Origin of the sequence: Streptomyces sp. NBC_00576 (genome assembly GCF_036345175.1) — a bacterium.
GTDB lineage: Bacteria > Actinomycetota > Actinomycetes > Streptomycetales > Streptomycetaceae > Streptomyces.
The window spans coordinates 2,043,494-2,070,327 of sequence record NZ_CP107780.1 but is presented as its reverse complement, the minus strand read 5'-3'; the positions used below and the strand labels follow the sequence as shown (position 1 = coordinate 2,070,327).

Here is a 26,834-nt window from a genome sequence, read left to right as displayed (position 1 = left end):
TCATGGTCAGTGGGGGACGCTGGTCACGCGTACCCGGGATGAGTAAATCATTCCACCTTGTGATATTTCGGGCATCTTCTAGCGTTCTGACTGCTCAGAGCCAGTCCCGCCGCTTGAAAATGACGTACAAGCTGGTGCAGACAACCGCCATCAGGACGATCGCAAAGGGATACCCGAACACCCAGCGCAACTCCGGCATGTGCGCGAAGTTCATGCCGTAGATCGTCCCGACCAGCGTCGGAGCGAACAGGATCGCCGCCCACGACGAGATCTTCTTGATCTCCTCGTTCTGTTCGAACCCCGCCTCCGCCAACGCCCGCATCTCCGCGTTCTGCTGCTGTGTCACCAGGGTGGAGTTGACCGTCAGGATGTCCGTCAGTGCCTGGCGGAAGCCGTCGACGCGTTCGCTGGTGTGGGTGACATGGTCGGCCACGTCCCTCAGGTAGCGCTGGAGTTCCTCGTCCGTGCGGTACTTCGCGAAGCCTGCAATCAGGCTGTGCAGCATGCCTACCAGGGGGCGGGTGGCGCGCTGGAACTCGACCATTTCGCGGGAGAGTTCGTAGATACGGCGGGACACCTTCGGGTCGCCGCGGAAGACCTCGGTCTCGATCTCGTCGATGTCGTTCTGGACGCCCTCGACGACCGGCGCGTAGCCGTCGACCACCGCGTCCAGGATCGCGTACAGCACCGCCTCCGGACCCAGCTTCAGCAGCTCCGGGGTCGCCTCCATGCGGCGGCGTACGGCCGACAGGTCCGGGGCCGCGCCATGGCGGACCGTGATCAGGAAGTCGGGGCCGATGAAGACGTGCAGTTCGCCGAAGTCGACCTCCTCGGCCGCGTCCAGATAGCGGGCGGCGCTCAGGACGACGAACAGGGTGTCGCCGTAGCGCTCCAGTTTCGGGCGCTGGTGGGCCTCCATCGCGTCCTCGACGGAGAGTGGATGCAGGTCGAACTCGGCGGCCAGTGAGAGGAGTTCGGCCTCCGTGGGGCGGGCCAGGCCGATCCACGCCATGCCGTCGGGCTCGTCGCGCAGCTCACGGAAGGTCTCGGCGAGGGTGGCGGGCGTCGAGACGCGCACGCCGTCGCGATAGAGGGCCGCGTGCACGATGCTGTCGGCCGGTTCGGCCGGCGCCGGGGAAGGTGGCTCGGTCCGCGGGGCGGCGGGTTTCGCGGGCGGCGCGGAGGGTGGCGTCAGGGCGCGACGCCAGGCGGACTTCCGCCCGTTCTCCGAGGCCGGGCGGGCACGTCGCTCGGGCATCGCGGCTGGCTCCCGTCTCGACGGTTCCCGAACGTGCGTTCAGGTGCGACTGGGTGGATCAAGGGGCAGGATATACGGGTCAAATGACGCGTACCCCGGGCCCGGACAAGCATCCGGGCAGGCTTCCGGTCGGGATGCGTCAGGGATTGCGGACCGAAGCTGTCCGCAAGGGGAGCTAGCGTGCGGAACATGCAGAACACGGCGAAGCAGCAGACGGTGCAGCGGAACACGGCGAAGCAGAACACGGCGAAGACGACGTCGGCAGCCGCCCCGACGACGCGCCCCGGCTCGGGCTCGACAACCGCGCCCGCCGCGGCCCCGGTCCTCGGCCCCCGCGCCCTGAACCGGGCCACCCTCGCCCGGCAACTGCTTCTCACCCGGTCGCAGATGTCCGCCAAGGACGCCCTCGCGCACCTCCTCGGTCTCCAGGCGCAGAACGTGAAGCCCCCGTACTACGCCCTCGCCGCCCGCCTCGACGGCTTCGCCCCCGAGGAGCTGTCCCGGCTCATGGCCGACCGGGAGGCCGTCCGCATCGTCACCATGCGCTCGACCATCCACACCCACACCGCCGACGACTGCCTCACCCTGCGACCGCTCGTCCAGCCCGCCCGGGACCGCGAACTCACCTACTTCCGCAAGGGACTTGTGGGCGTCGACCTCGACCGGCTCACTGCCCTCGCCCGCGCACTCGTCGAGGCCGAGCCACGCACGATGAAGCAGTTGCGCGAGGCGCTCCTCGTCGAGTGGCCGGACGCCGACCCGCAGTCCCTGTCCGTCGCCGCCCGCTGTCGGCTCCCGCTCGTCCAGGTCACCCCGCGCGGCCTGTGGGGCCGCAGTGGCCAGGTCGCCCTCACCACCGCCGAGCACTGGCTCGGTCGCTCGGCCGAACCGGACCCGGCCTCGCTGCTGGACACGACTCTGCTCCGCTACCTCGCCGCCTTCGGCCCGGCCTCCGTGAAGGACATGCAGACCTGGGCCGGTCTGACCCGGCTGCGCGACGCCTTCGAGCGCCTCCGCCCGGAGCTGCTCACCTTCCGGGACGAGTACGGCACCGAGCTCTTCGACCTCCCCGACGCTCCCCGCCCCGACCCGGAGACCCCGGCCCCGCCGCGTTTCCTGCCCGAGTTCGACAACCTGCTCCTCTCGCACGCCGACCGCACGCGCGTCGTCCCCGCCGACCTCAAGGGCCGTACCTGGACGGGCAATCAGGCACACTGCACCCTGCTCGTCGACGGCTTCCTCGCCGGTCTGTGGCGCCTTGAGGACCGCACGCTCACCGTCGAGCCGTTCGGCGAGTTCACAAGGGACCAGCGGGCGGCGGTGGTTGAGGAGGGCGAGCGGATGCTCGCGGTGCTGCACGAGGGAACGGCGTACGACATCCGGTTCGCCACCGTCGTACGGGAACAGGAACGGGAAAAGGAACGTGGATAGGGGGCGCTGCGGACCGCTCGTGGCCGGTCCGCAACGCCCCCTGGCATTCACCCGAGGGGTACTCGGGAGACTGTGGTGGCTGTACCGCTGGTGATTACGACGCGACCTGCGTCGCCACCAGGCTGGAGAAGGTGGTCAGCCGGGTGTAGATCCCGGGGTAGCCGGCCGCAGCGCAGCCCTCGCCCCAGGAAGTAATACCTGCCAGGACGCCGCCGATCATCAGCGGGCCGCCGCTGTCGCCCTGGCAGGTGTCAACGCCACCGGCGGTGAAGCCGGCGCAGACCATGTCGCTCGCGATGTAGCTGGAGCCGTACGAGCTGGAGCAGCTGGAGTTGGAGACGGTCGGGACCGTCGCCGTGCGCAGCTGGTTGGAGGAGCTGCCGTTCGAGGAGGTGGTGCCCCAGCCGATGATGCGGGCGGTGGTGCCGGCCGCGTACACGCTGGTCTGGGACGAGGTGACGTACGACGCCGCCGTGTACGGCATCGAGGTCGCGAGGGTCAGCACGGCCACGTCGTCGCCGTTGGTGGCGTCCGTGTAGCTCGGGTGGATCCAGATCTTGGTGACCCGGCTGACCGTGCCGTTGGTGCCGTTGAGGTAGGTACGGCCGCCGACGACTCTGACGCTGCTCGTCGTCTCGTCGACCATACAGTGGGCGGCGGTGACGACCTTGGTGGCCGAGACGAGGGTGCCACCGCAGAACTGGTTCTGCGAGGAGTCCGTGATCTGCATGACGTACGGGTACGCAGACGCGGTCGTCGTCGTACCGCCCACGATGGGCTGGGGCGCGGCGACGGCGCCGGGAGCGGCGATCAGTGCGGTCGAGGCGGCGGCAGCGGTGGCCACCAGAACAGCGGCGGCCTTCTTGGCACGGGCGAGCCCGAACATGGGTTCTCCTCTTGTGGGGATTGCCGGTGGGGGGACGCGCGGGTGTGGGGGGTTGTGCACGGGGCGCTGGGGGCTGCTCCGTATGCCCGGCGAGCGGCACATCCACAAGGTAGGAGCCGGATAAGGGCCCTCCCAATGAGGGAACCCCCTAGGGGAGTTGAGGGAGGGAAAACCCTCGGTCGTTCGGGGTCGACGGCACGGTACGGTGAGAGCGCAAGGATGGATTGCGCGCAGGCGTACGGCCGTACGACGGGTATGCGGGAGTCAGTTGGTGTGGCGTCCCGCCGCCAGCCTGACGATGTCCACCCGGGACCGGATACCCAGCTTCCGGTACACCCGGGTGAGTGTCGCCTCGACCGTCTTGACGCTGATGAACAGGCGTCCGGCGATCTCGCGGTTGGTCGCGCCCTCCATGACGAGCGCCGCGACCTGACGCTCCATCGCGGCCAGCCCGTCGAGCGCGGCGACCGCCTGCGGCTGCTGTACGAGCGGCTGCGGCGCGGGATTCGGCACGGTGGCCGCGTCCACCTGGCGCAGCCAGGGCAGCGCGCGGGAACGTCTGAACAGGCGTGCCGCCTCGTCGTAGGACGTCGGCGCGGGTGTGGACCCCGGCCCCGGCGGCCCGGTGCGCAGCTCGGCCAGGGCGAGGGCGGCGCGCGCCTCCTCAAGTCCGTAGCCCAGCTTGGCGAGTCGGTCCTGAGCGGACGTCAACTGGGCGAGAGCCGCCTCGTGTTCGCCGCGCGCGGCCCGCACCAGAGCCTCCGCCCGGTCGAGCACCGCGAGCACGCTCTCGCGCCCCAGCCGCAGCGCGTGGGCGCGCGACACGTCGATGACCTCCTGCGCCTCGTCCAGCTCGCCGACGCGGACCAGCGCCTCCGCGAGGTCGCCCTGCCAGCGTCCGCGCGCAGGGTCGTCGACGCCGAGATCGTGCTCCAGCTCCCGTGCCCGGCGCAGCGACTGCACCGCGCCCGGCGCGTCTCCGGCGACCAACCGGGCGTATCCCAGGGCGGCTTGGGCCCGGGACAGGTAGAGCATGTCGCCGTTCTCCTCGGCGTGCTCGACCGCCTCCCGGGCCAGTGCCAGCGCCCGGTCCACGTCGCCGCCGGACGCCTCCGCCAGTGCGGCGAGCATCGCGGAGGCGACCTCGCCGATGCCGGTGTCCCGGGCCAGCCGCAGGCTCTCCCGGGCCAGGTCGAGGGCCCGGCCGCAGTGCCCGCAGCGCAGTTCGGTCTCGGCGAGGCCGCGCAGGAAGTGCACCTCGCTCTCCACCGAGCCGCGCCGGCGCACTTCGCGCAGCAGGGTGGTGGCCGTGGCCCGTGCCTCGGGCAGTTGGTCGCTCATGATCAGCCAGCGGAACCGGGCCGACCCGATGCCGTTGTGATGGACGGTCACCTGCGGGTCCTGGGGCTCCTTCAGCGCGCGCTTGATGGTCGCGGGCGCGTCCGGGTGACCCATCAGGGTCTCGGTCTGGGCCTGGAAGGAGAGCGACATCAGCTCCGTGTGCCGGTCGCCGCCCCGCGCGGCGAGTTCCGCCGCACGCGCCGCCTCCTCGCGGCACTCGGCGAAGTCGCCCTCCACGAGCAGCGCCCGCCAGGCCAGTTGGTAGTGGATCAGGGCGAGCAGCCGTGGGTCGTCGCCCGCGTCGGCCAGTGCCTGCGGGAAGACGGCGTCGACCTCCGTCATGGCATGGCCCGCCGTGTCGATCACGATGATCCAGGCCCGCACCCGCTCCGCGGGCACCGTGGACCGGGCGAGCACCTGGCGGGCGATGTCCCGCGCGAGGTCCAGCTCACCGGCGGTGATCGCGTCCTCGGCGGCCCGCAACCGGTGCTCGTCAGGGTTCGGCACACCGTCGGCCGGGGTGTACCGGGCGGCGAGCAGCCCGAGCGAGGAGGCCACCGTCGGCGCCCCGCGGTCCCGGGCCAGCGCGGCGGCCTCTGCGAGGCGTGCGCCCACCTCCGGATCCGTGCCGTCGGTGGCCAGGGCGAGGTGCCGGGCCCGCTCGATGGGGTCGGAGGCGGCCGTGGACAGCGCGGCGTGCGCGGCCCGGCGCTCCTGGGCGCTCGCCTCCGCGTACAGCGCGGCCGAGACGAGGGGATGCGCGAACCGTACGGCCGGACCCTCGGGCTCGGTCGCCAGCAGCCCGAGGGAGGCGGCCTGGGCGGTCTCGGCCTCGGCGTTCTTCCGGCCGGCCGCGTGCAGCAGGGCCAGGGTGGGGCGGGCGCCTGCGCTCACCACGAGGAGGGTGCGGCGGGCGTCGTCCGACAGCATCTCCAGGCGGCTGAGGACCAGGGCGCGCAGCGAGGTCGGCACCGGCAGCGGCTCGCCAGGGCGCGGAGGGGTGGGGTTCTCGGCCAGGGCCCGGCCCAGTTCGAGGGCGTACAGCGGGTTGCCGCCGCTGGTGCGGTGGATCTCCCGCACGGTGGAACGCGGGAGGTCGTAGCCCCGGTGCTCCAGGAGTGTCTCCACCTGGGAGCGGGTCAGCGGGTTCACCCGGACCGCCAGGGTGTCGAGTGTGGACGCGCGTAGATAGCGGTCGTACTGCTGTCCGTCCGTCCGCCCCGCGAACAGCATCCGGACGGGGTCGTCGCCGAGTCGGCGGGCGGCGAAACCGAGCAGTTCGGTGCTCGCGGTGTCCAGCCACTGGAGGTCGTCGGCGACCACGAGGACGGGGCCTTTTGCGGCCAGCGCGCGCAGCGCGGAGAGTACGGCCAGCCGCAGGGCGAGCCCGTCGCGCTGGAGCGTGGACTCGCCACGGCCGGTGAGCGCCGACTCCAGGGCGACACGCTGGGCGACGGGCAACTGGCCGGAGACCTCGTCGAGGGCGAGCCCCAGAAGATCGGCGAGTGCGAGGAAGGGAAGATGCGATTCGGACTCGGTGGCGGAGCAGCGCAACACAGTCCGCACCGATTCGCCACATTCTGCGGCCAATGTCCGCAGAACGGTCGACTTTCCTATTCCGGCCGGTCCGTGCAGTAGTACGCTGCCGCCGCGCGAAAGCTGCTCGCGCGCTGCTGTGAGTGCTTCGTCCCGGCCTATGAGCAGGTCAGAGCGGCATCGGCCAGACTCCTGGAAGTCCCGTCGCACGGTCACCGCTCCCCTCCTGTGTCGTGTGGGGCCCAATATTAGGCAACAGATCTTTGAAATTCGGACCTGCGGCGTGGTGAGCCGAATAACAGGACGGTAGCGGCATGGGAAAATTCAAGTCACTTATGAGTGAATTATCTGTATACGTGTGCGGAGCGTGACGACGGACCCCTCCGGGGCGGGGGCCTTCAGGGCAGCAGCCCCGCCCGTCGCGCCGCGACGACCGCCTCCCCGCGCGAGTGGGCGCCCAGCCTGCGCATCGCCGAGCGCAGATACCCCTTCACCGTCTCCGGACGCAGCCCCAGCCGGTCCGCGGCGACCGCGTTGGACGCCCCCGAGGCGACACACGCCAGGACGTCCAGCTCGCGCGGAGCGAGCTCGACCCCGGCCACGGGCCGCCCGGCGGCCAGCAGGCCACACGCGTCGAGCAGCGCACTGCGCAGCTCCGGGTCGGCGATGCGCGGCGCCAGCGTACGCAACGCCGCGTGCGCCTCCCGCACCTGCTCCCACGCCCCGCCGCCCGGCCCCCCGGCAGCGGACGCCTCCGGACGCGCCGCGGCCAGCAGCTCCCGCGCCTGGTCCCGTACGACAAGCGCCTGCTCCACGTCCCGGGCCGCCTCGACCGCCGCGCCGATCGTGCGGTCACCCAGAGGCTGGGCGGTGCGCAGGGCGCCGTACAGGACCCCGCGCACCTGGCGCCGTACGACGACCGGGACCGCGACCACGGAGCGCAGGCCCTCGGCGGCGACCGGGATGTCGTACTCGTGGCTGATCTGCTGGGAGACGGAGTAGTCCGTCACCGCGCACGGGCGGGCCAGGGCCACCGTCCTGCCGCCCAGCCCGTTGCCCGGGGTCACCGCGAGTGCGCGCAGCGCCTGGGTGGAGGTGCCGCTGAGTTCGCTGATGCGCATGTGCCGGCGCCCGGGTTCCATCAGCCCGCCGAAGGCGACCGGCAGCCCGGTCGCCCGTCGCAGCCGGGCCAGCGCCCGGCGCACCTCCGCCGTCTCGGCCGTGTCTGCTGCCACGTCATCGCCCCTTCGTCGCGGCCCGCTCGTGGTGTGTTCGGAGTGTGTTCGCCCTCGCACGTCGCACTCACCCCCGTTCGGGGGTAGTGAGAGCTGCATCACGGATTACACGATGTCAGAGTGTCGCCCGGCAATGGTCCGGGATCGAGGAGGACTGATGACGACGGTGACTGAGCGCTTCCGCGAGGCGCGGGACTTCCTGCTGACCCATCGCGAGGACTACGCCACCGCGTACGAGGGATTCAGCTGGCCCCGCCCCGAGCGCTTCAACTGGGCCCTGGACTGGTTCGACGTCATCGCGGACGGGAACGACCGCACCTCCCTGCACATCGTCGAGGAGGACGGCTCAGAGGCCAGGGTGTCCTTCGCCGACATGTCGGCCCGCTCCAACCGGGTCGCCAACTGGCTGCGCGGGCTCGGGATCCGACCTGAGGACCGAGTCCTCGTGATGCTCGGCAACCAGACCGAGCTGTGGGAGACGGCCCTCGCCGCGATGAAGATCGGCGCCGTCGTCATCCCCGCCACCCCGCTGCTCGGCCCCGCCGACCTGCGAGACCGGGTGGACCGCGGCAGGGTCGGCCACGTCCTCGTCCGAGCCGAGGACACCGGCAAGTTCGACGAGGTGCCCGGCCGCTACACCCGGATCGCGGTGGGCGGCGCCCCCGAGGGCTGGCAGTCGTACGAGGACGCGTACGACGCCCCCGCGGAGTTCACACCGGACGGGCCGACCCACTGCGACGACCCCCTGATGCTCTACTTCACCTCGGGCACGACCGCCCGCCCCAAACTCGTCGAACACACCCACGCCTCGTACCCGATCGGGCACCTGGCGACCATGTACTGGATCGGCCTCAAGCCCGGCGACGTCCACCTGAACATCTCCTCGCCCGGCTGGGCCAAGCACGCCTGGTCCAACCTCTTCGCGCCCTGGAACGCGGAGGCCACCGTCTTCATCCACAACTACACGCGCTTCGACGCCACCCGGCTGATGGCGGAGATGGACCGCGCGGGCGTCACCTCCTTCTGCGCGCCACCGACCGTCTGGCGCATGCTCATCCAGGCCGACCTGACCCAGCTGCGCACCCCGCCGCGCGAGGCCGTGGCCGCCGGGGAGCCGCTCAACCCCGAGGTCATCGAACGGGTGCGCCGCTCCTGGGGGGTCACGATCCGGGACGGCTTCGGCCAGACGGAGACCGCCGTCCAGGTCTCCAACAGCCCCGGCCAGCCGCTGAAGACGGGCTCCATGGGCCGCCCGAGCCCCGGCTACCGGGTCGTCCTTCTCGATCCCGTCTCGGGCGAACCGGGCGCGGCCGAGGGCGAGATCGCGCTCGACCTGTCCACCCGCCCGGTCGGCGTGATGACCGGCTACCACGGCGACGCCGACCTCACGGCGGAGGCGATGGCAGGCGGCTTCTACCGCACGGGGGACATCGGTTCGCGTGACGGCGACGGCTACATCACGTACGTCGGCCGGGCCGACGACGTCTTCAAGGCCTCCGACTACAAGATCTCCCCCTTCGAGCTGGAGAGCGCCCTGCTGGAGCACGAGGCGGTGGCGGAGGCCGCCGTGGTTCCCGCGCCGGACGAACTGCGCCTGGCCGTCCCGAAGGCGTACGTCGTGCTCGCGGCGGGCTGGGAGGCGGGACCCGACACCGCGAAGGTGCTGTTCGAGCACAGCCGCGAGACCCTCGCCCCCTACAAGCGCCTGCGCCGCCTGGAGTTCGGTGACCTGCCCAAGACCGTGTCCGGCAAGATCCGCCGGATCGAACTGCGCGAGGCGACGGCGGCCGGCTCGACGGACGAGTACCGCGAGGAGGACTTCCGGTGAACCAAGGGGAGTTGACGGCCACCGAGTCGTCGTACACGCACGGTACGAGCGGTACAGCTCTGCTCGGGGACACCATCGGCGCCAACCTGGACCGGACGGTCGCCGCCTGGCCGGACCGCGAGGCGCTCGTCGACGTACCGTCGGGCCGTCGCTGGACCTACGCCCAATTCGCCGCCGACATCGACGAGTTGGCGTACGCGCTGCTCGCCGCCGGGGTCGCCAAGGGCGACCGGGTGGGGATCTGGGCCATCAACTGCCCCGAGTGGGTGCTGGTCCAGTACGCCACCGCGCGCATCGGCGCGATCATGGTGAACATCAATCCGGCCTACCGCACCCATGAGGTCGAGTACGTCCTCAATCAGGCCGGGATCTCGCTCCTCTTCGCCTCCCTCAGCCACAAGGCGAGTGACTACCGGGCGATGGTCGAAGAAGTGCGGGGCAGGTGCCCGCAGTTGAGGAAGGCCGTGTACATCGGAGACCCGAGCTGGGACGCGCTGATCGCGCGCGGCACCCCGGTGCCGTTCCCGGAGCTGTCCTGTGACGACCCGATCAACATCCAGTACACCTCGGGCACGACGGGCTTCCCGAAGGGGGCCACGCTCTCCCACCACAACATCCTCAACAACGGTTATTTCGTCGGGGAGTTGATCGCCTACACCGAACAGGACCGGGTGTGCGTCCCGGTGCCCTTCTACCACTGCTTCGGCATGGTGATGGGCAACCTCGCGGCCACCTCGCACGGAGCGTGCGTCGTGATCCCGGCGCCGTCCTTCGAACCGGCGGCGACCCTGCGGGCGGTGGCCCAGGAGCGCTGTACTTCGCTGTACGGCGTACCGACGATGTTCATCGCGGAGCTCAACCTCCCGGACTTCGCGACGTACGACCTGTCGTCCCTGCGCACCGGCATCATGGCGGGCTCGCCCTGCCCGGTCGAGGTGATGAAACGGGTGGTCGCCGAGATGCACATGGCCGAGGTGTCCATCTGTTACGGCATGACGGAGACCTCCCCGGTGTCGCTGCAGACCCGCCGGGACGACGACCTCGAACACCGCACCGGCACGGTCGGCCGGGTCCTCCCGCACATCGAGGTGAAGGTCGTCGATCCGGCCACCGGAGTGACCCAACCGCGAGGCAGCGCAGGGGAGTTGTGCACCCGCGGCTACAGCGTGATGCTCGGCTACTGGCAGGAGCCCGAGAAGACCGCCGAGTCGGTCGACGCCGGCCGCTGGATGCACACCGGCGACCTCGCGGTGATGCGCGAGGACGGCTACGTCGAGATCGTCGGCCGCATCAAGGACATGATCATCAGGGGCGGCGAGAACATCTACCCGCGCGAGATCGAGGAGTTCCTGTACGGCCATCCGAAGATCTCCGACGTCCAGGTGGTCGGGGTGCCGCACGAGCGGTACGGCGAGGAGGTCCTCGCCTGTGTCATCCCGCACGAGGAGACCGAACCGCTCACTCTCGCCGAGCTACGGGCCTTCTGCGAGGGGCGGTTGGCCCACTACAAGATCCCGAGCCGGTTGCAGGTGCTGGACGCCTTCCCGATGACGGTGTCGGGCAAGGTGCGGAAGGTGGAGCTGCGCGAGAGGTACGCCGGGGAGGTGTGACCGTGACGGGCGCCGGTCAGGGCCGGCGCATGCAGACACGGGGCCAGCGGTCGAGGCCTTGCTCGGCCTCCGTGGCGCGGATCTTCCGTAGCCCCGGGGTGAGTTCGGCCTCGTCGAGGGTGCGGAAGCCCAGGCGGGCGTAGTAGGGCGCGTTCCATGGGACCTCGGCGAACGTCGTCAGGGTGAGGTGGGCCAGGCCTTCGTCGCGGGCGCGGTCGGCGGCGTACGCGAGAAGGGCCTCGCCGATGCGGCGGTGCGCGAAGTCGGGGTGGACGGAGACCTGTTCGATGTGGAGGGCGCCGTCCACCGGTTCGGCGATCAGATAGGCGAGGGGACGGTCGTCGTCGGTGGCGGCGGCGATCCAGGCGTGGCCTGCTCGGCGGTACCGCTCCAGTAGGTCCAGGGCAGGGGGCTCGTCGTCCGCGATCTCGGCCATACCGAAGGCGCGGAAGGGGGAGCCGGCGGCGCGCTCGACGGCGCGCAGGGCGGGGAGTTCGGCGGGGGTGGCGGGGCGGATGCGCATCCGCCGAGTATCCGACGGGGGTGCGCTTCGGGCACGCGGATATCCGGCCTCAGCAAGGCCGTTGGGGGCATCGAGGGGGGGGCTCAGACCCCGGTGGCGTCGAGGTCGTCGGCCGGGCTGTTCACCGGCTGCGGGGTGCCGGTGAGGTCGAGGACGAACAGGGGGATGCCGAGGGTGTCGGCGCGGGCGCGGGCCTCGCTCTCGAACCCGGCGAGGGAGAAGTAGACGCAGTCCGAGGACTCCGTCATGGCCGTCAGCCACAGGCACTCGATGTCCCGCAGTGATGCCGGGCTCACCGTCGGGTCGACCTGCGCCAGGACTCCGCGGGCGGCGAGTCCGACGCCGGACGGGGGTCGCTGGTCCGCGCGGCGGATGTCCTGGTAGCCGAGCCAGCGCAGATAGAGGGCGGCGGCGGTGACGGCGTCGCGTGCGGTGCGGATGGTGACGGGCTGGAAGGCGCGGCGGGGGCGGGCGGTGGAGCGCGGGACGCGGAGGGCGCCGGGGAGCTTCGCGGTGCCGGGCGGGGGCGGGGTGTCCGTCCCCTGCGGGTCTGCCGCCTGGGTGGCTGCCGAGTGGCTGTCCGGGGCCGGCCGGGTCACGGGGATGCGCAGGACCGTGCCGCAGGGACAGCCCAGTTCGGGGTGTGGCCACTGGTCCTGTCGGGAGCAGGCCGTGCAGCGCACGGTGATCCACTGCTCGTCCCAGACATGGTGGGTGACGGCCGTCGCGGTCGCTCCTTCGTCGAGTGAAGGGCTGACCGGCGCACCGCACGCGCACGGATAGGACGGCGCCGCGTACAGATGCTCGCGCAGGCAGGCCGGGCACCGCACCGGCATGCTCTCGGCCATGGCCCACTCCACTAAGTGACGTCGGGGTCAGAGCCCCATCGTGCTCCACGGAACCCCCGCTTGTCCGTCTCTTGACGGCCTTCGAGGTCACACTTACATTGTTTCCAGATAGCAGAAAACAAATTCCGCAATGCGGAAATATATGGAACATGCTGATAACGTCACGGAAGCTTTCTCTCTCCGCGGGGCGCGACGGGAGTACGAATCCGAGGAGTTGCTCAATGGCTCGTATGACCGCTGCCCGCGCGGCAGTCGAGATCCTCAAGCGGGAGGGTGTCACGCACGCGTTCGGCGTTCCCGGCGCGGCGATCAACCCCTTCTACGCGGCGCTCAAGGCCTCCGGCGGGATCAGTCACACCCTCGCCCGCCATGTCGAGGGCGCCTCGCACATGGCCGAGGGCTACACCCGCACCCACCCCGGCAACATCGGTGTGTGCGTGGGCACTTCGGGTCCGGCCGGCACCGACATGATCACGGGGCTGTACTCCGCGACCGGCGACTCGATCCCGATCCTCTGCATCACCGGCCAGGCACCCACCGCGGTGATCCACAAGGAGGACTTCCAGGCCGTCGACATCGCCTCCATCGCCCGGCCGGTCACGAAGATGGCCACCACCGTGCTGGAGGCGGCCCAGGTCCCCGGCGTCCTCCAGCAGGCCTTCCACCTGATGCGGTCGGGCCGTCCCGGGCCGGTGCTGGTCGATCTGCCGGTCGACGTCCAGCAGACGGAGATCGAGTTCGACCCGGAGACCTACGCGCCGCTGCCCGTCTACAAGCCGGCCGCGACCCGCGCCCAGATCGAGAAGGCGCTCACACTACTGAATGCGTCGCACCGGCCGCTGATCGTGGCGGGCGGCGGCATCATCAACGCTGACGCGGCCGAACTCCTCGTCGAGTTCGCCGAGTTGACGGGCGTCCCGGTTGTCCCCACCCTCATGGGCTGGGGTGCGCTACCGGACGACCACGACCTGAACGCCGGCATGGTCGGCCTCCAGACCTCGCACCGCTACGGCAACGCCACGTTCCTGGAGTCCGACTTCGTCCTCGGCATCGGCAACCGCTGGGCCAACCGTCACACCGGCCGGCTCGACGTCTACACGGCCGGCCGCACCTTCGTCCACGTCGACATCGAGCCCACCCAGATCGGCCGTATCTTCGCCCCCGACTACGGCATCGCCTCCGACGCCAAGGCCGCGCTGGAGCTCTTCGTCGCGGTGGCAAGGGAGTTGAGGGACACCGGCGGCCTCCCGGACCGCTCCGAGTGGGCGGCGGCGACCCAGGAGCGCAGGGCCCGCCTCCAGCGCCGTACGCACTTCGACGACATCCCGATCAAACCGCAGCGCGTGTACGAGGAGATGAACAGGGCCTTCGGCCCCGAGACGCGGTACGTGACGACGATCGGCCTCTCCCAGATCGCCGGCGCCCAGCTGCTGCACGTCCAACGGCCCCGTCACTGGATCAACTGCGGCCAGGCGGGCCCCCTCGGCTGGACGATCCCGGCCGCACTGGGCGTTGCCGTCGCCGACCCGGAGGCGTCCGTGGTGGCCCTCTCCGGAGACTACGACTTCCAGTTCATGATCGAGGAGTTGGCGGTCGGCGCCCAGCACCGCATCCCGTACGTCCACGTCCTGGTGAACAACTCCTACCTCGGCCTGATCCGGCAGGCCCAGCGGGCCTTCGACATCGACTTCCAGGTGAACCTGGAGTTCGAGAACCTGGGCTCGCCCGAGCTTGGCGCCTACGGCGTCGACCACGTCAAGGTCGCCGAGGGTCTCGGCTGCAAGGCGATCCGCGTGACGGACCCGGCCGAACTGGGCACCGCCTTCGAGCAGGCCAAGAAGCTCGCGGCGCAGCACCGGGTCCCGGTGGTCGTCGAAGCGATCCTGGAACGCGTCACGAACATCTCCATGTCGACGACCAACGACATAAGCAACGTGGTGGAGTTCGAGGACATCGCGACCGAGCCGGGTCATGCGCCGACGTCGATCAGGGCACTGAAGATCTGACGCCGAGGACATGGAAGAAGGGGGTGCCCATGGGCACCCCCTCTTTGTTTCCCCCGTTGATCCCCCGTGCGTTGTTTCCCTTGTTCCCCCGTACTGTTCCCCCGTGCTGACCACAATGTGCCCTACCCCGGGGGTGGTTGAAGCCCCCGGGGCCGGGTTCAGAGCTAGATTTGAGGTTTCCGGGCGACGCCAACGCCTGGGCGCGACAGGACAGTTGTCAGCGGTGGCGCCACCCGGAAGATCAAAGGAACGGGGAGCGGGGCGTCAGACCTCGGCGCCCGACAGACGTTCCACGCCCCGCAGCAGCGCCGAGTGGTCCAGGCCCCCGTCGCCCTGTGTACGCAGGGACGCGACGAGTTGGGCGACCACCGCGCCGACCGGCAGCGCGGCGCCGACCGTGCGGGCCGCGTCCGTCACGATGCCCATGTCCTTGTGGTGGAGGTCGATACGGAAACCCGGGGCGAAGTCGCGGTTGATGAAGTTGTCCTTCTTGCGCGCCAGTACCGTCGAGCCGGCCAGCCCGCCGCCCAGCACCTCCAGCGCCGCCTTCAGGTCCACGCCGGACTTCTCGAGGAAGACCACGGCCTCGGCGCACGCCTGGATGTTCACGGCGACGATCAACTGGTTCGCGGCCTTCACCGTCTGGCCCGAGCCGTGCGGACCGCACAGCACGATGGTCCTGCCGAGCGCCTCGAAGAGTGGCTTCGCCGTGTCGAAGTCGGCTTGTTCGCCGCCGACCATGATGGACAGCACGGCCTCGACCGCCCCTGCCTCACCGCCGGACACGGGTGCGTCGAGCACCCGGACACCCTTCTCCGCCGCCGCCTTCGCCAGGTCCACCGACGTCCGCGGGGTGATCGACGACATGTCGACGAGCAGGGTCCCGGGCCGCACGTTCGCCAGGATGCCCTCGGGGCCGTACGCGATCGCCTCGACCTGTGGTGACGCGGGCACCATCGTGATCACGACGTCGGCGTCGTGCGCGGCCTCGGCGATCGAGCCCGCAGCCGTGCCGCCGGCGGTGACGAGGCGGTCGAGTTTGTCCTGTTCCAGGGTGAAACCGGTGACGTCGTAACCCGCCTTGATCAGGTTCTCGGACATGGGGGAACCCATGATGCCGAGGCCGATCCAGGCGACCTTGGGGAGACTGCTCATGATGGGACGCCTCTCTGCTGCTGTTGCCGCTGTGCTGCTGCTCTGCGATGTCAGGGGGTTCGGCGCGCTTCGCGCGGCAGCCAGTCGAACGCCTCGGCGCTCGGCCGGTCGCCCGGCTTGTACTCCAGGCCCACCCAGCCCCCGTAACCGGCCTTACGCAGCTGGTCGAGGTGGTCCGCGAGGGGGAGCGTGCCGGTGCCGGGGGCGCCGCGGCCGGGGTTGTCGGCGATCTGGACATGGCCCGTCTTCGCGGCGAACCGGTCGATCACCGACGGGAGGTCCTCACCGTTCATGGACAGGTGGTAGAGGTCCATCAGGAAGCGGGCGTTGTCGAGACCGGTCGCAGCGTTGACCTTGTCGACGACCTCCACGGCGGCCGGGGCGCTCACCAGCGGATACCGGGGTGACTCCGGCTTGTTGAGCGCCTCGACGAGGAGGATCGCGCCGATGCGGTTCGCGGCGCGCGCCGCGAGGACCAGGTTCTCCAGCGCCAGCGCGTCCTGCTCCGCCGGGTCCACGCCCTCGATCCGGTTGCCGTACAGCGCATTGAGCGCACCGCAGCCGAGCGACTCGGCCAGACCGGCGGCCACCTCGATGTTGGCGCGGAACCGCTCGGACTCCTCCCCGGGCACCGACAGGGCACCCCGGTCCGGGCCCGGCAGCTGTCCGGCGTAGAAGTTCAGGCCGGTGAGCCGGACGTCCGCGTCCTCGATCGCGGCCCGCAGGGAGTCCAGCTCGGACTGCTGCGGTGTGGGGGAGTCGAGCCAGGGCCACCACAGCTCGACCGCGGTGAAACCGGCGGCTCGGGCGGCTGCCGGGCGCTCCAGGAGCGGGAGTTCCGTGAAGAGGATCGACAGGTTGACGTTGAAGCGCTGCTCTGGGAATCCCATGGCCGTCGGCGCCTCCCTTTAATTCCGCATTGTGGAAACTACTTTCTGCCTGATGGAAGCCTGCCGTCGAGTGTCGGAGCTTGTCAAGGGGGCTCTCCCAAGTGGCGGGGTGGGCAGGGGGCGGTTAGACAGGGATCAACGTGCATATGAGCGGGGGTGCACGTTTCCCGTGTGCCAGTGCACTGAAGTTGTGAGGCGAACATGGCCGTCGAGCCGTTCCCGGCCTGCCCGGAGAACTCCGGAACAGGCGAACACCGTCCCGTGACCCGAATACGTGCCGACGGGCTCGTGCGCACCGTGGTCGTCGTCAGACCCCTGGACGATGTCGTCGAGTTGGTCACCCTTCTGGAGCAGTCTCCCGACGGTCTGCCGACCGCGGCGTCGGTCCTGCGGGTGGCGGCGGTGGCGCGCTCCGTGGAGGACGTCTCGCGCCTCGTGGAACTGCTGGGTCCGCCGGGACACGGTGTGGACCGGATGGACGAGGCGATCCGGACAGCCGCCGAGCAGCGGCCGGCGGCCGAAGTCGGCCGCCTCGTCGCGCTCCTGCACGCGGCCCCGCGCGCCGCACACGCCGAGGCCCAGGACAAGGGCCTCGCGACGGGGCGCGCCGCACGTCAGGGCGAGAAGGTGGTTGCCGCAAGGAACCCGGGTGGCGGTGACGTCCTGTGGCTTCGCCGTGCCGTCGCCGTCCTCGTCCTGCTCTGCGGCGCGGCCCACTTCCCCCTGGACTGGGTCGACACGCCGAGGCACGGGCTGGCCGCCTCGCTCGGCATCTCCACGCTGTGCCTGCTGGCCGGTGCCGCGCTGTGGTTCAGCCGCTCGCCGGCCGCGGCCGCCGCGGCCGTGGTCGTGCCGGGCGCGCTGGCCGCCGCCCAGCTGCTGGGTGCGCACCTCGACTCGGCGGTACTCGCGTACGTACGGCAGGCCGGCGGAGCCGTGTACCCGCTGCCCGCTCTGGCGGCCTGTGTCGCGACGCTCGGCGCGCTGACGGTGCCGGCCCTGTCCCTCGCGCGCCGACGGCGCGGCACCGGTGCGCGGGACACCGCCCCGGACCCGGTCCTGAGGGTGAACTCCCTCCGGTTGTAGGCAAGTTCGCGGTGCGGGGTGCATGTTCTGCGGCGCGGGTGCGCATCGCTTCTGATTGTCGCAGGGGAGTCCGTTAGGGTCGTGTCCGAGCGGCTGGGACACGACCTGACGGAAGAATGTGCACAGTGCGACTGCGAGTGGAGTTCACGACCGAGCCCTTCGATCTCGACGAGGCGCCCGCACACGCGCTGGTCGCCCGTGAGGTCATCGAGGCGGCCGAGCTGGACGCGGTGGACGTCGGCCCGTTCGGCAACACCGCCGAGGGGCGTGCCGACGCCGTGCTCACCGCCCTGGACGCGCTGCTGCGCAGGACCCTGGAGGCCGGGGCGACCCGGATCTCGCTCCAGGTCAACGTGATCGACGGGGAGGGCGGTCGGTGACCGGCGTCGGGGACGGCTCCGTCGGTGCGGCCTTCGTCGCGGCCGTGAAACCCCTGGTCGATGCCATGGGCGGCGAGTTGGTCGCGCCCGGCCAGGCCGGCCCCGACGACGTCGTGCTCGCCTGGGAGGGCGCCGACGTGGTCGCCGTACGCCTGCCCCAGCTCGCCGACTCGCTCGATCACATCCTGGCCGCCCTGGAGCGGGGGCACGGCAAGCCACTGGCCGAACTGGACCGCAAGGCCAAGCAGGAGACCGTACGGATACTCGAGGCGCGCGGCGCCTTCTCCGTGCGGCACGGGGTCGAGACCGTGGCGAGCGCCCTCGGGGTCAGCCGCTTCACGGTCTACAACTACCTGAACCGCGAGAAGCAAGCCTGACGGGGCTGGGGCGTTGGGCCCGGAGTGGCGGGCCGGGGTGACGGTGCCGTAACCCCGAATTTTCAACAAAGTGTTGACGTCTTGTCGCCGGAAGGCGTTAGCTGTGCGCAGCCAGCCCGGCGTGCGTCCAGCACGCACCCCCCACGCACCCCAGCACGCACAAGACCACGGAGGCTTGCCGTGACGTCGAGTACGACCCCTGGCGGCCTCGTCCGGTTCAACGCCCTGGAGGAGTCCGCGGCCCGCGCCGCCCTCCACGAGGCCTGCGCCTCGACAGCCTGGGGACGGCACCTGCTCGCCGAGCGCCCGTACGCCACCGCCGAGGCCCTGTACGCGGCGAGCGACGCGGCGACGGCCGAACTGACCGCCGACGACCTCGCCGAGGCGATGGCCGGGCATCCGCCGATCGGCCGTCCCAAGCCCGGTGACCCGACCTCCGCCCGCGAACAGCGCGGGATGGCCGGCGCTTCCGAGGAGCTGAAGGCGGAGATGCTCGAACTGAACCTCGCCTACCAGGAGCGGTTCGGCCATGTCTTCCTCATCTGCGCGACCGGCCGGACCGGCGAGCAGATGCGCGACGCCGTGCGGGAACGGATCGGGAACACGCCGGAGCGGGAGCGGGAGACCGTCCGCACCGAACTGGGGAAGATCAACCGCATCCGGCTCGGCAACCTCGTACGGGAAGAGCAGTGACAGACATGAGCACCGGCACCACGGACACCGCCGACCCCAGGGCCTTCGTCGCCTCCGTGTCCACGCACATCCTCGACACGAGCGTCGGCCGGCCCGCCGCCGGCGTCGCCGTCCGGCTCGCCGCGCGCAGTGGGCGGGGTGCGGACTGGCGGGCGCTCGGCGGCAGCGCGACCGACGCCGACGGGCGGTGCAAGGACCTGCCGGCGCTGCCGGAGGGCACGACCCACGTACGGCTCGATTTCGAGGTCGAGCCCTACCTGGAGAAGAAACAGGCCGATGCGCAGCAGGACGCCCCCGCGAATCGGGACAGCGGTGCGGCGGGAGCGTTCTTCCCGGAGGTGGCGATCACGTTCGCCGTCGTGCCGGGCGAGCACTACCACGTACCGCTGCTGCTCAACCCGTTCGGCTACTCCGTATACCGAGGGAGCTAGCAGCACCATGACCGACTCAGGCAGCCAGGCCCGCCCCGTGTTTCTCGGGCAGAACCAGTACGGCAAGGCCGAGAACCGCGTCGTCCGCGTCACCCGTGACGGCGCCACCCACCACATCAAGGATCTCAACGTCTCGGTGTCGCTCTCCGGCGACATGGACGAGGTCCACCTCTCCGGCTCGAACGCGAACGTCCTGCCGACGGACACCACCAAGAACACGGTGTACGCCTTCGCCAAGGAGCACGGCATCGACTCCGCCGAGCAGTTCGGCATCCATCTGGCCCGGCACTTCGTGACCAGCCAGGAGCCGATTCTGAAGGCGCGCATCCGGATCGAGGAGTACTCCTGGGAGCGGATCGAGGCGGCGGGGGAGGGCGAGCACTCCTTCGTCCGCCAGGGTCAGGAGACCCGGCTGACCCAGATCACGTACGACGGTTCGTCGTGGGAGGTGGTCTCCGGGCTCAAGGACCTGGTCGTGATGAACACGACCGACTCCGAGTTCTGGGGCTACGTGAAGGACAAGTACACGACGCTCCCCGAGGCGTACGACCGCGTCCTGGCGACCCAGGTGTCCGCGCGCTGGCGCTTCAACTGGTCCGACGAGGCACGGGAGATGCCGGACTGGGAGGAGTCCTACGCGCAGGCCCGGAAAGCTCTGCTCTCGGCTTTCGCGGAGACCTACTCGCTCTCGCTCCAGCAGACCCTGTTCCAGATGGGCGCGCGGATCATCGAGCAGCGGGACGAGATCGACGAGGTGCGTTTCGCCCTCCCCAACAAGCATCACTTCCTGGTGGATCTGAAGCCGTTCGGGCTGAAGAACGACAATGAGGTGTACTTCGCCGCCGACCGGCCGTACGGCCTGATCGAGGGCACGGTCCTGCGTGACGGCGCCGAGGCGCGCATCCCCGCCGACCTCACCAACCTCTGAACCCCTCCAAGACCTCTAAGGACGTTCGAACGATGGTTCAGCGCATCGTCATCGAGAACTGCGCGATCGCGACCGTGGACGCCGCCGACACCGAGTACGCGTCCGGCCATGTGGTCATCGCCGGCAACCGCATCGAGTCGGTCGGCGCGGGCAGGGCCCCCGAGGGCCTCGCGGACGTGGTCCGGCGTATCGACGCGAGCGGGCACCTCGTCACCCCAGGCCTGGTCAACACGCACCACCACTACTACCAGTGGATCACCCGGGGCCTGGCCACCGACCACAACCTCTTCAACTGGCTGGTGGCGCTGTACCCGACGTGGGCACGCATCGACGAGCCGATGGTGCGCGCGGCGGCGCAGGGCTCGCTGGCCATGATGGCCCGAGGCGGAGTCACGACCGCCATGGACCACCACTACGTCTTCCCGAAGGACTCCGGCGACCTGTCCGGCGCGATCATCGGCGCGGCCCGCGAGATGGGCGTCCGCTTCACCCTCGCCCGCGGCTCGATGGACCGCAGCGAGAAGGACGGCGGTCTGCCCCCGGACTTCGCCGTCGAGACCCTGGAAGGTGCCCTCGCCGCCACCGAGGCCACGGTCGACGAGCACCACGACCCCTCCTTCGACGCCATGACACAGGTCGCGGTCGCCCCCTGCTCACCGTTCTCCGTCTCGACCGAACTGCTGCGCGAGGGCGCGGAGTTGGCGCGGCGCAAGGGCGTACGCCTGCACACGCACGGATCCGAGACGGTCGAGGAGGAGCAGTTCTGCAAGGAACTGTTCGGCATGGGTCCGACCGACTACTTCGAGTCCACGGGCTGGCTCGGCGAGGACGTGTGGATGGCGCACTGCGTCCACATGAACGACTCGGACATCGCCGCCTTCGCCCGTACGAAGACGGGTGTGGCCCACTGTCCGTCCTCCAACGCCCGGCTGGCGGCGGGCATCGCGCGCGTCCCCGACATGCTCGCGGCCGGCGTCCCGGTCGGCCTCGGCGTCGACGGCACCGCGTCCAACGAGTCCGGCGAACTCCACACCGAACTGCGCAACGCCCTCCTCATCAACCGCCTCGGGGCGCACAGGGAAGCGGCTCTGAATGCCCGTCAGGCACTGCGCCTCGGGACGTACGGCGGCGCCCAAGTCCTGGGCCGGGCAAGGGAGACGGGGTCCCTGGAGCCGGGCAAGCTCGCCGACCTGGTCCTCTGGAACCTGGACACCCTGGCTCACGCGTCGATCGCCGACCCGGTCACGGCGCTCGTCTTCGGTGCGGCGGCACCGGTCACCGCGTCCTTCGTGAACGGCGAACAGATCGTCGAGAACGGGCGGTTGCTGCACGTCGACGAGGACGAGATCGCCCGCTCGACGCGTGCGGAGGCCCGGCGGCTGGCTGCCATCGCGGCGCGCGCCTGAAGCAGCGCTGGCAGCAGCGCCTGAGCAGCGGGGCCGGAAAAGACCTCCGGCCGAGGGGGACGGCCCTCGGCCGGAGTCCTGTCGTCATGACCGGCCGTCTCAGCCGGTCAGCCGATGCAGTGACTGTCGCCGTACACCTTCCAGTCGAGCGGCGGATCCAGGTTCAGGTTCCCCTGGTCGAGGAAGACGCGGAAGAGGCTGAGGGTCGCGCGCCAAGTCGGGAATGCCGGGGGGTGACGGTAGGAGGCCGCTGTGAGTACCGGTCAGAGGCCGAAAAGCTGCGGCTCCGACGCCAGTGCGCGGAAGTACTCCTTCGGGTCCGCGACCAGCTTGCGCGCCTTGAGGTCCATCAGCCCGCCGACCGCCGTGATCTCCGCGGCGACCGTACCGTCTGTCTTGCGGATCGTCTGCCGGATGCGGAACGTCTTGCCCTCGCCCCAGACGAAGTCGCACGTCACCTCGACCTCGTCGCCCGCGAGCAACTCCCGCTGGTACCGGATGGTCGTCTCCAGGGCCACCGGACCCACGCCCTTCGCCACCAGCCCGGCCTGGCTGACCCCGGCCGCGTGGAGTAAGGACCAGCGGGCGTGCTCCGCGTAGTTGACGTACACGCTCTGGTTGACGTGCCCCTGCACATCGGTCTCGTACCCGCGCACGGTCACCGGCACGGAAAACGGTTCGGCCACGACTTCCCCTTCACGACGGCTCGACTTCAGGCCTGCTCGACTTCACCGAGAGCGGTTCTGCGGCGAACAAGGCGAGTGCCAGCGTACTGAGCGGTTGCTCACGGCCGTCAACTGCCTTCGTGAATCGGTCCGTTACGTCCGCCGGGGTGACGCCAGCAGATAGCGCGCGCCGGTACGCGGCTCGGTGTGCTCGCCGACCTGCCAGCCCGCTTTCTCCAGTGTGGCCGCGCAGGCCCGCAGCGCGTCTCCGTCGGGCTCGCGCACGGCGACGGCCTCCGGTTGCGGAGTCGCCCGCACCCGATAGCCACCACCGACCCCGACCCCGCCCCCGTCCGCCGGGCGGTGGCCGGCCGCCTCCAGCGCCAACGCGGCGGCCTGCACCAGATGCGTACGCTCCCAGCCGCACGGACGGTCCATGGCCCCGTCCGTATTGGTCATCCGACGCAGCTCCAGCAGCCCCTGCCAGGCACTGTGCACCTCACGCGTCCGGGCGGGCCCGGCGGCCGGTATCTCCTCCTCGCCGCCCACGCGCGCGGCGAACACACCGGCGGTCCCGGAAGCAGGGGCAGAGTCGGCGGAGGCTTGTGTCTCCGTGTGCTGGGGCTCCTCCCGCACGCGATGGCCCGTCGGCGTCAGGAAATGGTCGTGCGGTGGCCGCGGGTGCCGGAAGGCGAGCCCGCGCTTCACCAGCGCGGCGAGCTGGTACTCCGTACCCCGCAGCCGTCCGGTGACGGGGTCGGCGGCGTCGATGACGCGTCGCTGGGCGGCGGTCGGCGGTCGGGTCATGGCGCACTCCACTCCTCTCCGGTCGTCGGGCATCGGAGCGAACCGGCCGGCATGACGTATGCGACCGATTCGACCCGTTCGAAGACTACGACCCGGGTCTGACATCGCGAGCCCAGCGCTCCAGCTCCGCGAACTCGCGCTCCCTGAGGCCCCTGCGCGGGTCGATCCGCAACAGCAGCGCCCGCCCGCTGTGGTGCTCGGCCACATGGCGGACGTCGAGATCGGTGATCATGTCGTCGACCCAGACGAAGGGGCGCCCGTCGGCCCACTCCACGACGCGTCGCGTCTTCCAGTACAGCCCGTCGGGATCCTCGGCGAACAGGTTGGTGAACTCGATGACCGGGAGGGCGGCCGGAAGCCCGATCACCGGGCCGATCATCTCGTTGGCGTCGTGCATCCAGGTCGTGGCCCACGCCAGGTCGTACGGCAGGGCGAGCAGTCGGGCCCCGTGCCCCGGGTGCAGTCGTATCCGCAGGCCCCGGCGCAGTCGCCGGGAGCCCGGCTTCTGCCGGGAGGACCAGTTGGCGGGGTGCACCCGGCAGGTCACGTAGCCGCGATGGCGCAGGAGCCGGGCGCGAAACGGGTTGAGGGGGCCGTCGACGTCGAGGAGCAGTAGCGGTCGGTCCGTCATGGGGACGGATTACCCATGACGGACGGCGGTCGACCACCCCGGCGGGCGCTACTGCCGATATCCGCTCAGGAACCGCCCGATCCTGCTGATCGCCACGTCCAGGTCGTCCGCGTGGGGGAGGGTGAGGATGCGGAAGTGGTCGGGGGAGGGCCAGTTGAAGCCCGTGCCCTGTACGACCTGGATCTTCTCCTGGAGGAGCAGGTCCAGGACGAACTTCTCGTCGTCGTGGATCTTGTGTACGGCCGGGTCGAGACGCGGGAACGCGTACAGCGCGCCCTTCGGCTTGACGCACGAGACGCCGGGGATCTCGTTGAGGCGTTCCCAGGCGCGGTCGCGCTGTTCGCGCAACCTGCCGCCGGGGGCGGTGAGTTCATAGATGGACTGCCGGCCGCCGAGCGCGGCCTGGATGGCGTACTGCGCGGGCGCGTTGGGGCACAGGCGCATCGAGGCCAGCATCGTGAGGCCTTCGAGGTAGCTGCGCGCGTGCTGCTTCGGGCCGGTCACCACGAGCCAGCCCGAGCGGAAGCCGGCCACCCGGTACGTCTTGGACAGGCCGCAGAAGGTCAGGACGACCAGGTCGGGGGCGAGCGCGGCGGCCGAGTGGTGCACCTCGTCGTCGTACAGGATCTGGTCGTAGATCTCGTCGGCGAAGACCATCAGGCCGTGGCGGCGGGCCAGGTCGAGGATTCCCTCGATGATCTCCTTCGGGTAGACCGCGCCGGTGGGGTTGTTGGGGTTGATGATGACCACGGCCTTGGTGCGGTCGGTGATCTTCGCCGCCATGTCGTCCAGGTCCGGGTACCAGTCGGCCTGTTCGTCGCAGAGGTAGTGGACGGCCTTGCCGCCGGCGAGGGTCGTGACCGCCGTCCAGAGGGGGAAGTCGGGGGCGGGGATGAGGACTTCGTCGCCGTCCTCGACCAGTGCCTGGACGGCCATCGAGACCAGTTCCGAGACGCCGTTGCCGAGGAAGACGTCGTCGACGTCGACCTCCAGGCCGCGTTCCTGGTAGCGCTGGGCGACGGCCCGGCGGGCGGAGAGGATGCCGCGCGAGTCCGTGTAGCCGTGGGCCTGCGGCAGCATGCGGATCATGTCCTGGAGGATCTCCGCGGGCGCCTCGAAGCCGAAGAGCGCGGGGTTGCCGGTGTTGAGGCGCAGGACGCTGTGGCCTGCCTCCTCCAGTGCGTTGGCATGCTCGATCACCGGTCCGCGGATCTCGTAACAGACCTCGCTGAGCTTGCTCGACTGCCGGAACTCCATGCGCTTACGCCCCTCCGGTTCGTGGTGATGCTTGGTTTTACCAAGTTTCAGCTTGGAAAGTCCAACAACATGTCTAGACTGCGTCGCATGTCACCTCGCCGAAGCTACGACCAGTACTGTTCCACCGCTCGCGCCCTCGACGTCGTCGGCGACCGCTGGACCCTCCTGATCGTCCGGGAGTTGCTGGCCGGTCCGCGCCGCTACACCGACCTGCACGTGGATCTCCCGGGCGTCAGCACGGACGTACTGGCCTCGCGGCTGAAGGACATGGAGCGCGACGGCCTCGCGACTCGGCGCCGGCTGCCTCCGCCCGGGGCCGCGTACGTCTACGAACTCACCGGCCGCGGGAGGCAGTTGCTGCCGGTGCTCCAGGCGCTGGGGGAGTGGGGCGCGCCCGAGCTGGTCGAGCGGCGGGCCACGGACGCCGTACGGGCGCACTGGTTCGCGCTGCCGCTGCTGCGCGGGCTCGGTGCGGTGGATGGGGCGGGAGGCGGAGGGCTTGTCGAAGTCCGGCTTGAGGAGGGCGAGTTCCATCTGTATGTCGGTGCCGAGGACGTGCCGGTGTACGGGGCCGGGCCCGCCCCCGGGGAGCCCGACGCGCGCCTGTCGATGGACACCGGCACGTGTGCGGCGGTCGGCCGGGGAGACGTGAGCGTGCTCGACGCCGTACGGGACGGACGTATCGAGGTGACCGGCGAGGGGACGCTCGCCAAGGCGCTGCGCGAGGCCTGACGTGGCCCCGAGGCCCGGAACGGGGCATGCCCGCCGCGCGACCGTGCGCGGCAGGCATGTTGACGAACCGTCAGAGACTGGTCAGGCGCCCGGCGGAACCTGCCTCGGCCGGCCCGAGCCGCGCGTCAGGGCGTAGCCGCCGACACCCGCCAGGGCCGCCAGCGCGCCACCGAGCGCCGTCCAGACCCAGCGGTCGGACCACCAGCCGGAGGACCAGCCGTCGTCGGGCTCGATGCTCGACAGCACGGCGGACGTGGTCGAACTGTCCTCCGAGTCCTCGGACTTGACTGAGATCCCGGGTACCAGCGGCTCGGCCAGCGAGCCGTCCACGGCAGCCGCACCGCCGATGTCCTTGGAATCGACCCGGACTTCGGCGTTGACCGGGAGGCCGAGGTCGGACGTCGCGAGGTTCACCGCCGTGAGCCTGACGTAATACGTGCCGGGCAGCGGGTCGTTGGCCCACTGCTCCGACCAGGCGCGGACCGTGCGCAGGACGCACGCCAGCTCCACGGACGCGGTGCCCGAGGCGGCGGTGCGGGTCTGGGCGCCGTACTGGCAGGCCTGGCGGCGCCGCAGACCGTCGTACACGTCGAGCTGCCACGCCTCGGCCGCGTGGGTGTCCGGCAGCTTCACCGTCGCCTTGACGGTGGGGCGTTGACCGGCGTCCGCGGGGAACGACCAGTACAGATAGTCGCCCGCCGAGCCGCTCGCGGTGGCCTGCTGGCCCTGGTCGATCTCCGTCGCCGTACGGAACGACGTGCCGGCCGAGGTGGGGGCCGAGCTGCCGTCCGAGGGGCTCGCGGAGGGCGAGGCGTCGGCGACGGCCGGGGTGGCGGCCAGCCCGAGCATCAGCATCGCCGACCCCAACGCACGGGTACCGCTCATCAGTTGATC

At 70.5% G+C, this 26,834-nt stretch carries 25 protein-coding genes and 1 pseudogene; 12 read left to right on the top strand and 14 right to left on the bottom strand.

Annotated features, from left to right (window positions below; genetic code table 11):
• Positions 1 to 94: 94 nt before the first annotated feature.
• Positions 95 to 1,258, bottom strand: a complete 1,164-nt coding sequence (locus OG734_RS08785) for a magnesium and cobalt transport protein CorA (RefSeq protein WP_330286907.1) — start codon at positions 1,256 to 1,258, stop codon at positions 95 to 97.
• A gap of 189 nt (positions 1,259 to 1,447) precedes the next feature.
• Between OG734_RS08785 and OG734_RS08780 the strand changes: the two genes are divergently transcribed.
• The gene (locus OG734_RS08780; RefSeq protein ID WP_330286906.1) at positions 1,448 to 2,689 is read left to right on the top strand and encodes a winged helix DNA-binding domain-containing protein; all 1,242 of its coding nucleotides are present in this window, start codon (positions 1,448 to 1,450) and stop codon (positions 2,687 to 2,689) included.
• Positions 2,690 to 2,783: 94 nt separating this feature from the next.
• On the opposite strand, the gene OG734_RS08775 is transcribed toward OG734_RS08780, so the two are convergent.
• The 3 genes from OG734_RS08775 to OG734_RS08765 form a co-directional block, all read right to left on the bottom strand.
• Positions 2,784 to 3,575, bottom strand: coding sequence for a S1 family peptidase (locus OG734_RS08775; protein WP_330286905.1), 792 nt, complete (start codon positions 3,573 to 3,575; stop codon positions 2,784 to 2,786).
• Between the two features lie 264 nt (positions 3,576 to 3,839).
• Positions 3,840 to 6,668: a helix-turn-helix transcriptional regulator gene (locus OG734_RS08770; protein ID WP_330286904.1), complete on the bottom strand. Its 2,829-nt coding sequence runs from the start codon at positions 6,666 to 6,668 to the stop codon at positions 3,840 to 3,842.
• A 182-nt stretch (positions 6,669 to 6,850) separates the two neighbouring features.
• Positions 6,851 to 7,687, bottom strand: a complete 837-nt coding sequence (locus tag OG734_RS08765; RefSeq protein WP_330286903.1) for a response regulator transcription factor — start codon at positions 7,685 to 7,687, stop codon at positions 6,851 to 6,853.
• 157 nt (positions 7,688 to 7,844) lie between these two features.
• Between OG734_RS08765 and OG734_RS08760 the strand changes: the two genes are divergently transcribed.
• Together OG734_RS08760 and OG734_RS08755 are read left to right on the top strand one after the other, a co-directional pair.
• The gene (locus OG734_RS08760) at positions 7,845 to 9,515 is read left to right on the top strand and encodes an AMP-binding protein (protein WP_330286902.1); all 1,671 of its coding nucleotides are present in this window, start codon (positions 7,845 to 7,847) and stop codon (positions 9,513 to 9,515) included.
• Positions 9,512 to 11,125: an AMP-binding protein gene (locus OG734_RS08755; protein WP_443064843.1), complete on the top strand. Its 1,614-nt coding sequence runs from the start codon at positions 9,512 to 9,514 to the stop codon at positions 11,123 to 11,125. Before OG734_RS08760 ends, OG734_RS08755 begins: the two co-directional genes overlap by 4 nt.
• 16 nt (positions 11,126 to 11,141) lie before the next feature.
• Here OG734_RS08755 and OG734_RS08750 read toward each other — a convergent pair whose 3' ends face one another.
• Together OG734_RS08750 and OG734_RS08745 are read right to left on the bottom strand one after the other, a co-directional pair.
• Positions 11,142 to 11,648 (bottom strand): GNAT family N-acetyltransferase, encoded by a 507-nt coding sequence (locus OG734_RS08750; protein ID WP_330286901.1) that lies wholly within the window; start codon positions 11,646 to 11,648, stop codon positions 11,142 to 11,144.
• An 83-nt stretch (positions 11,649 to 11,731) separates the two neighbouring features.
• Positions 11,732 to 12,496, bottom strand: coding sequence for a hypothetical protein (locus OG734_RS08745; RefSeq protein WP_330286900.1), 765 nt, complete (start codon positions 12,494 to 12,496; stop codon positions 11,732 to 11,734).
• A gap of 221 nt (positions 12,497 to 12,717) precedes the next feature.
• Here OG734_RS08745 and gcl point away from each other — a divergent pair, with 221 nt between their 5' ends.
• A complete protein-coding gene (gene gcl, locus OG734_RS08740) occupies positions 12,718 to 14,502 on the top strand; it encodes a glyoxylate carboligase (protein WP_330286899.1) in 1,785 nt (594 codons plus the stop codon).
• A 264-nt stretch (positions 14,503 to 14,766) separates the two neighbouring features.
• Here gcl and OG734_RS08735 read toward each other — a convergent pair whose 3' ends face one another.
• Both OG734_RS08735 and OG734_RS08730 read right to left on the bottom strand, forming a co-directional pair.
• Positions 14,767 to 15,657: a 2-hydroxy-3-oxopropionate reductase gene (locus tag OG734_RS08735; protein ID WP_330286898.1), complete on the bottom strand. Its 891-nt coding sequence runs from the start codon at positions 15,655 to 15,657 to the stop codon at positions 14,767 to 14,769.
• Positions 15,658 to 15,707: 50 nt separating this feature from the next.
• On the bottom strand, positions 15,708 to 16,547 hold the full coding sequence (locus OG734_RS08730; protein WP_330286897.1) for a TIM barrel protein: 840 nt from the start codon (positions 16,545 to 16,547) through the stop codon (positions 15,708 to 15,710).
• Between the two features lie 261 nt (positions 16,548 to 16,808).
• On the opposite strand from OG734_RS08730, the gene OG734_RS08725 reads away from it, so the two are divergent.
• From OG734_RS08725 to OG734_RS08695, 7 genes are all read left to right on the top strand, one after another.
• Positions 16,809 to 17,633 (top strand): hypothetical protein, encoded by an 825-nt coding sequence (locus tag OG734_RS08725; RefSeq protein WP_330286896.1) that lies wholly within the window; start codon positions 16,809 to 16,811, stop codon positions 17,631 to 17,633.
• A gap of 125 nt (positions 17,634 to 17,758) precedes the next feature.
• Positions 17,759 to 18,013 carry a hypothetical protein gene (locus tag OG734_RS08720; RefSeq protein ID WP_164415567.1) on the top strand — a complete coding sequence of 85 codons (255 nt, stop codon included), beginning with the start codon at positions 17,759 to 17,761 and terminating at the stop codon, positions 18,011 to 18,013.
• Positions 18,010 to 18,390, top strand: a complete 381-nt coding sequence (locus OG734_RS08715) for a helix-turn-helix domain-containing protein (RefSeq protein ID WP_330286895.1) — start codon at positions 18,010 to 18,012, stop codon at positions 18,388 to 18,390. Before OG734_RS08720 ends, OG734_RS08715 begins: the two co-directional genes overlap by 4 nt.
• Positions 18,391 to 18,570: 180 nt before the next feature.
• On the top strand, positions 18,571 to 19,083 hold the full coding sequence (gene uraD / locus OG734_RS08710) for a 2-oxo-4-hydroxy-4-carboxy-5-ureidoimidazoline decarboxylase (protein ID WP_330286894.1): 513 nt from the start codon (positions 18,571 to 18,573) through the stop codon (positions 19,081 to 19,083).
• Between the two features lie 5 nt (positions 19,084 to 19,088).
• The gene (gene uraH, locus OG734_RS08705; protein ID WP_330286893.1) at positions 19,089 to 19,514 is read left to right on the top strand and encodes a hydroxyisourate hydrolase; all 426 of its coding nucleotides are present in this window, start codon (positions 19,089 to 19,091) and stop codon (positions 19,512 to 19,514) included.
• 7 nt (positions 19,515 to 19,521) lie between these two features.
• Complete coding sequence (gene pucL / locus OG734_RS08700; protein WP_330286892.1) at positions 19,522 to 20,442, top strand: factor-independent urate hydroxylase; 921 nt, start codon at positions 19,522 to 19,524, stop codon at positions 20,440 to 20,442.
• 32 nt (positions 20,443 to 20,474) lie between these two features.
• Complete coding sequence (locus OG734_RS08695) at positions 20,475 to 21,848, top strand: 8-oxoguanine deaminase (RefSeq protein ID WP_330286891.1); 1,374 nt, start codon at positions 20,475 to 20,477, stop codon at positions 21,846 to 21,848.
• A 107-nt stretch (positions 21,849 to 21,955) separates the two neighbouring features.
• On the opposite strand, the pseudogene OG734_RS08690 reads toward OG734_RS08695, so the two are convergent.
• From OG734_RS08690 to OG734_RS08670, 5 genes and pseudogenes are all read right to left on the bottom strand, one after another.
• A pseudogene (locus OG734_RS08690) lies at positions 21,956 to 22,039 on the bottom strand (chitosanase); the annotation flags it as partial.
• A 72-nt stretch (positions 22,040 to 22,111) separates the two neighbouring features.
• Positions 22,112 to 22,534 (bottom strand): acyl-CoA thioesterase, encoded by a 423-nt coding sequence (locus OG734_RS08685; RefSeq protein ID WP_330286890.1) that lies wholly within the window; start codon positions 22,532 to 22,534, stop codon positions 22,112 to 22,114.
• A gap of 132 nt (positions 22,535 to 22,666) precedes the next feature.
• Positions 22,667 to 23,320: a hypothetical protein gene (locus tag OG734_RS08680; RefSeq protein ID WP_330286889.1), complete on the bottom strand. Its 654-nt coding sequence runs from the start codon at positions 23,318 to 23,320 to the stop codon at positions 22,667 to 22,669.
• Between the two features lie 85 nt (positions 23,321 to 23,405).
• Entirely contained in the window at positions 23,406 to 23,951 is a 546-nt protein-coding gene (locus OG734_RS08675; protein WP_330286888.1) for an HAD domain-containing protein, read from the bottom strand.
• Positions 23,952 to 23,999: 48 nt separating this feature from the next.
• Positions 24,000 to 25,208, bottom strand: coding sequence for a pyridoxal phosphate-dependent aminotransferase (locus OG734_RS08670; protein WP_330286887.1), 1,209 nt, complete (start codon positions 25,206 to 25,208; stop codon positions 24,000 to 24,002).
• A gap of 87 nt (positions 25,209 to 25,295) precedes the next feature.
• On the opposite strand from OG734_RS08670, the gene OG734_RS08665 reads away from it, so the two are divergent.
• Entirely contained in the window at positions 25,296 to 25,940 is a 645-nt protein-coding gene (locus OG734_RS08665; RefSeq protein ID WP_330286886.1) for a winged helix-turn-helix transcriptional regulator, read from the top strand.
• Positions 25,941 to 26,021: 81 nt separating this feature from the next.
• Here the strand turns inward: OG734_RS08665 and OG734_RS08660 are convergent, their stop codons facing one another.
• Complete coding sequence (locus OG734_RS08660) at positions 26,022 to 26,825, bottom strand: hypothetical protein (RefSeq protein WP_330286885.1); 804 nt, start codon at positions 26,823 to 26,825, stop codon at positions 26,022 to 26,024.
• Positions 26,826 to 26,834 lie beyond the last annotated feature (9 nt).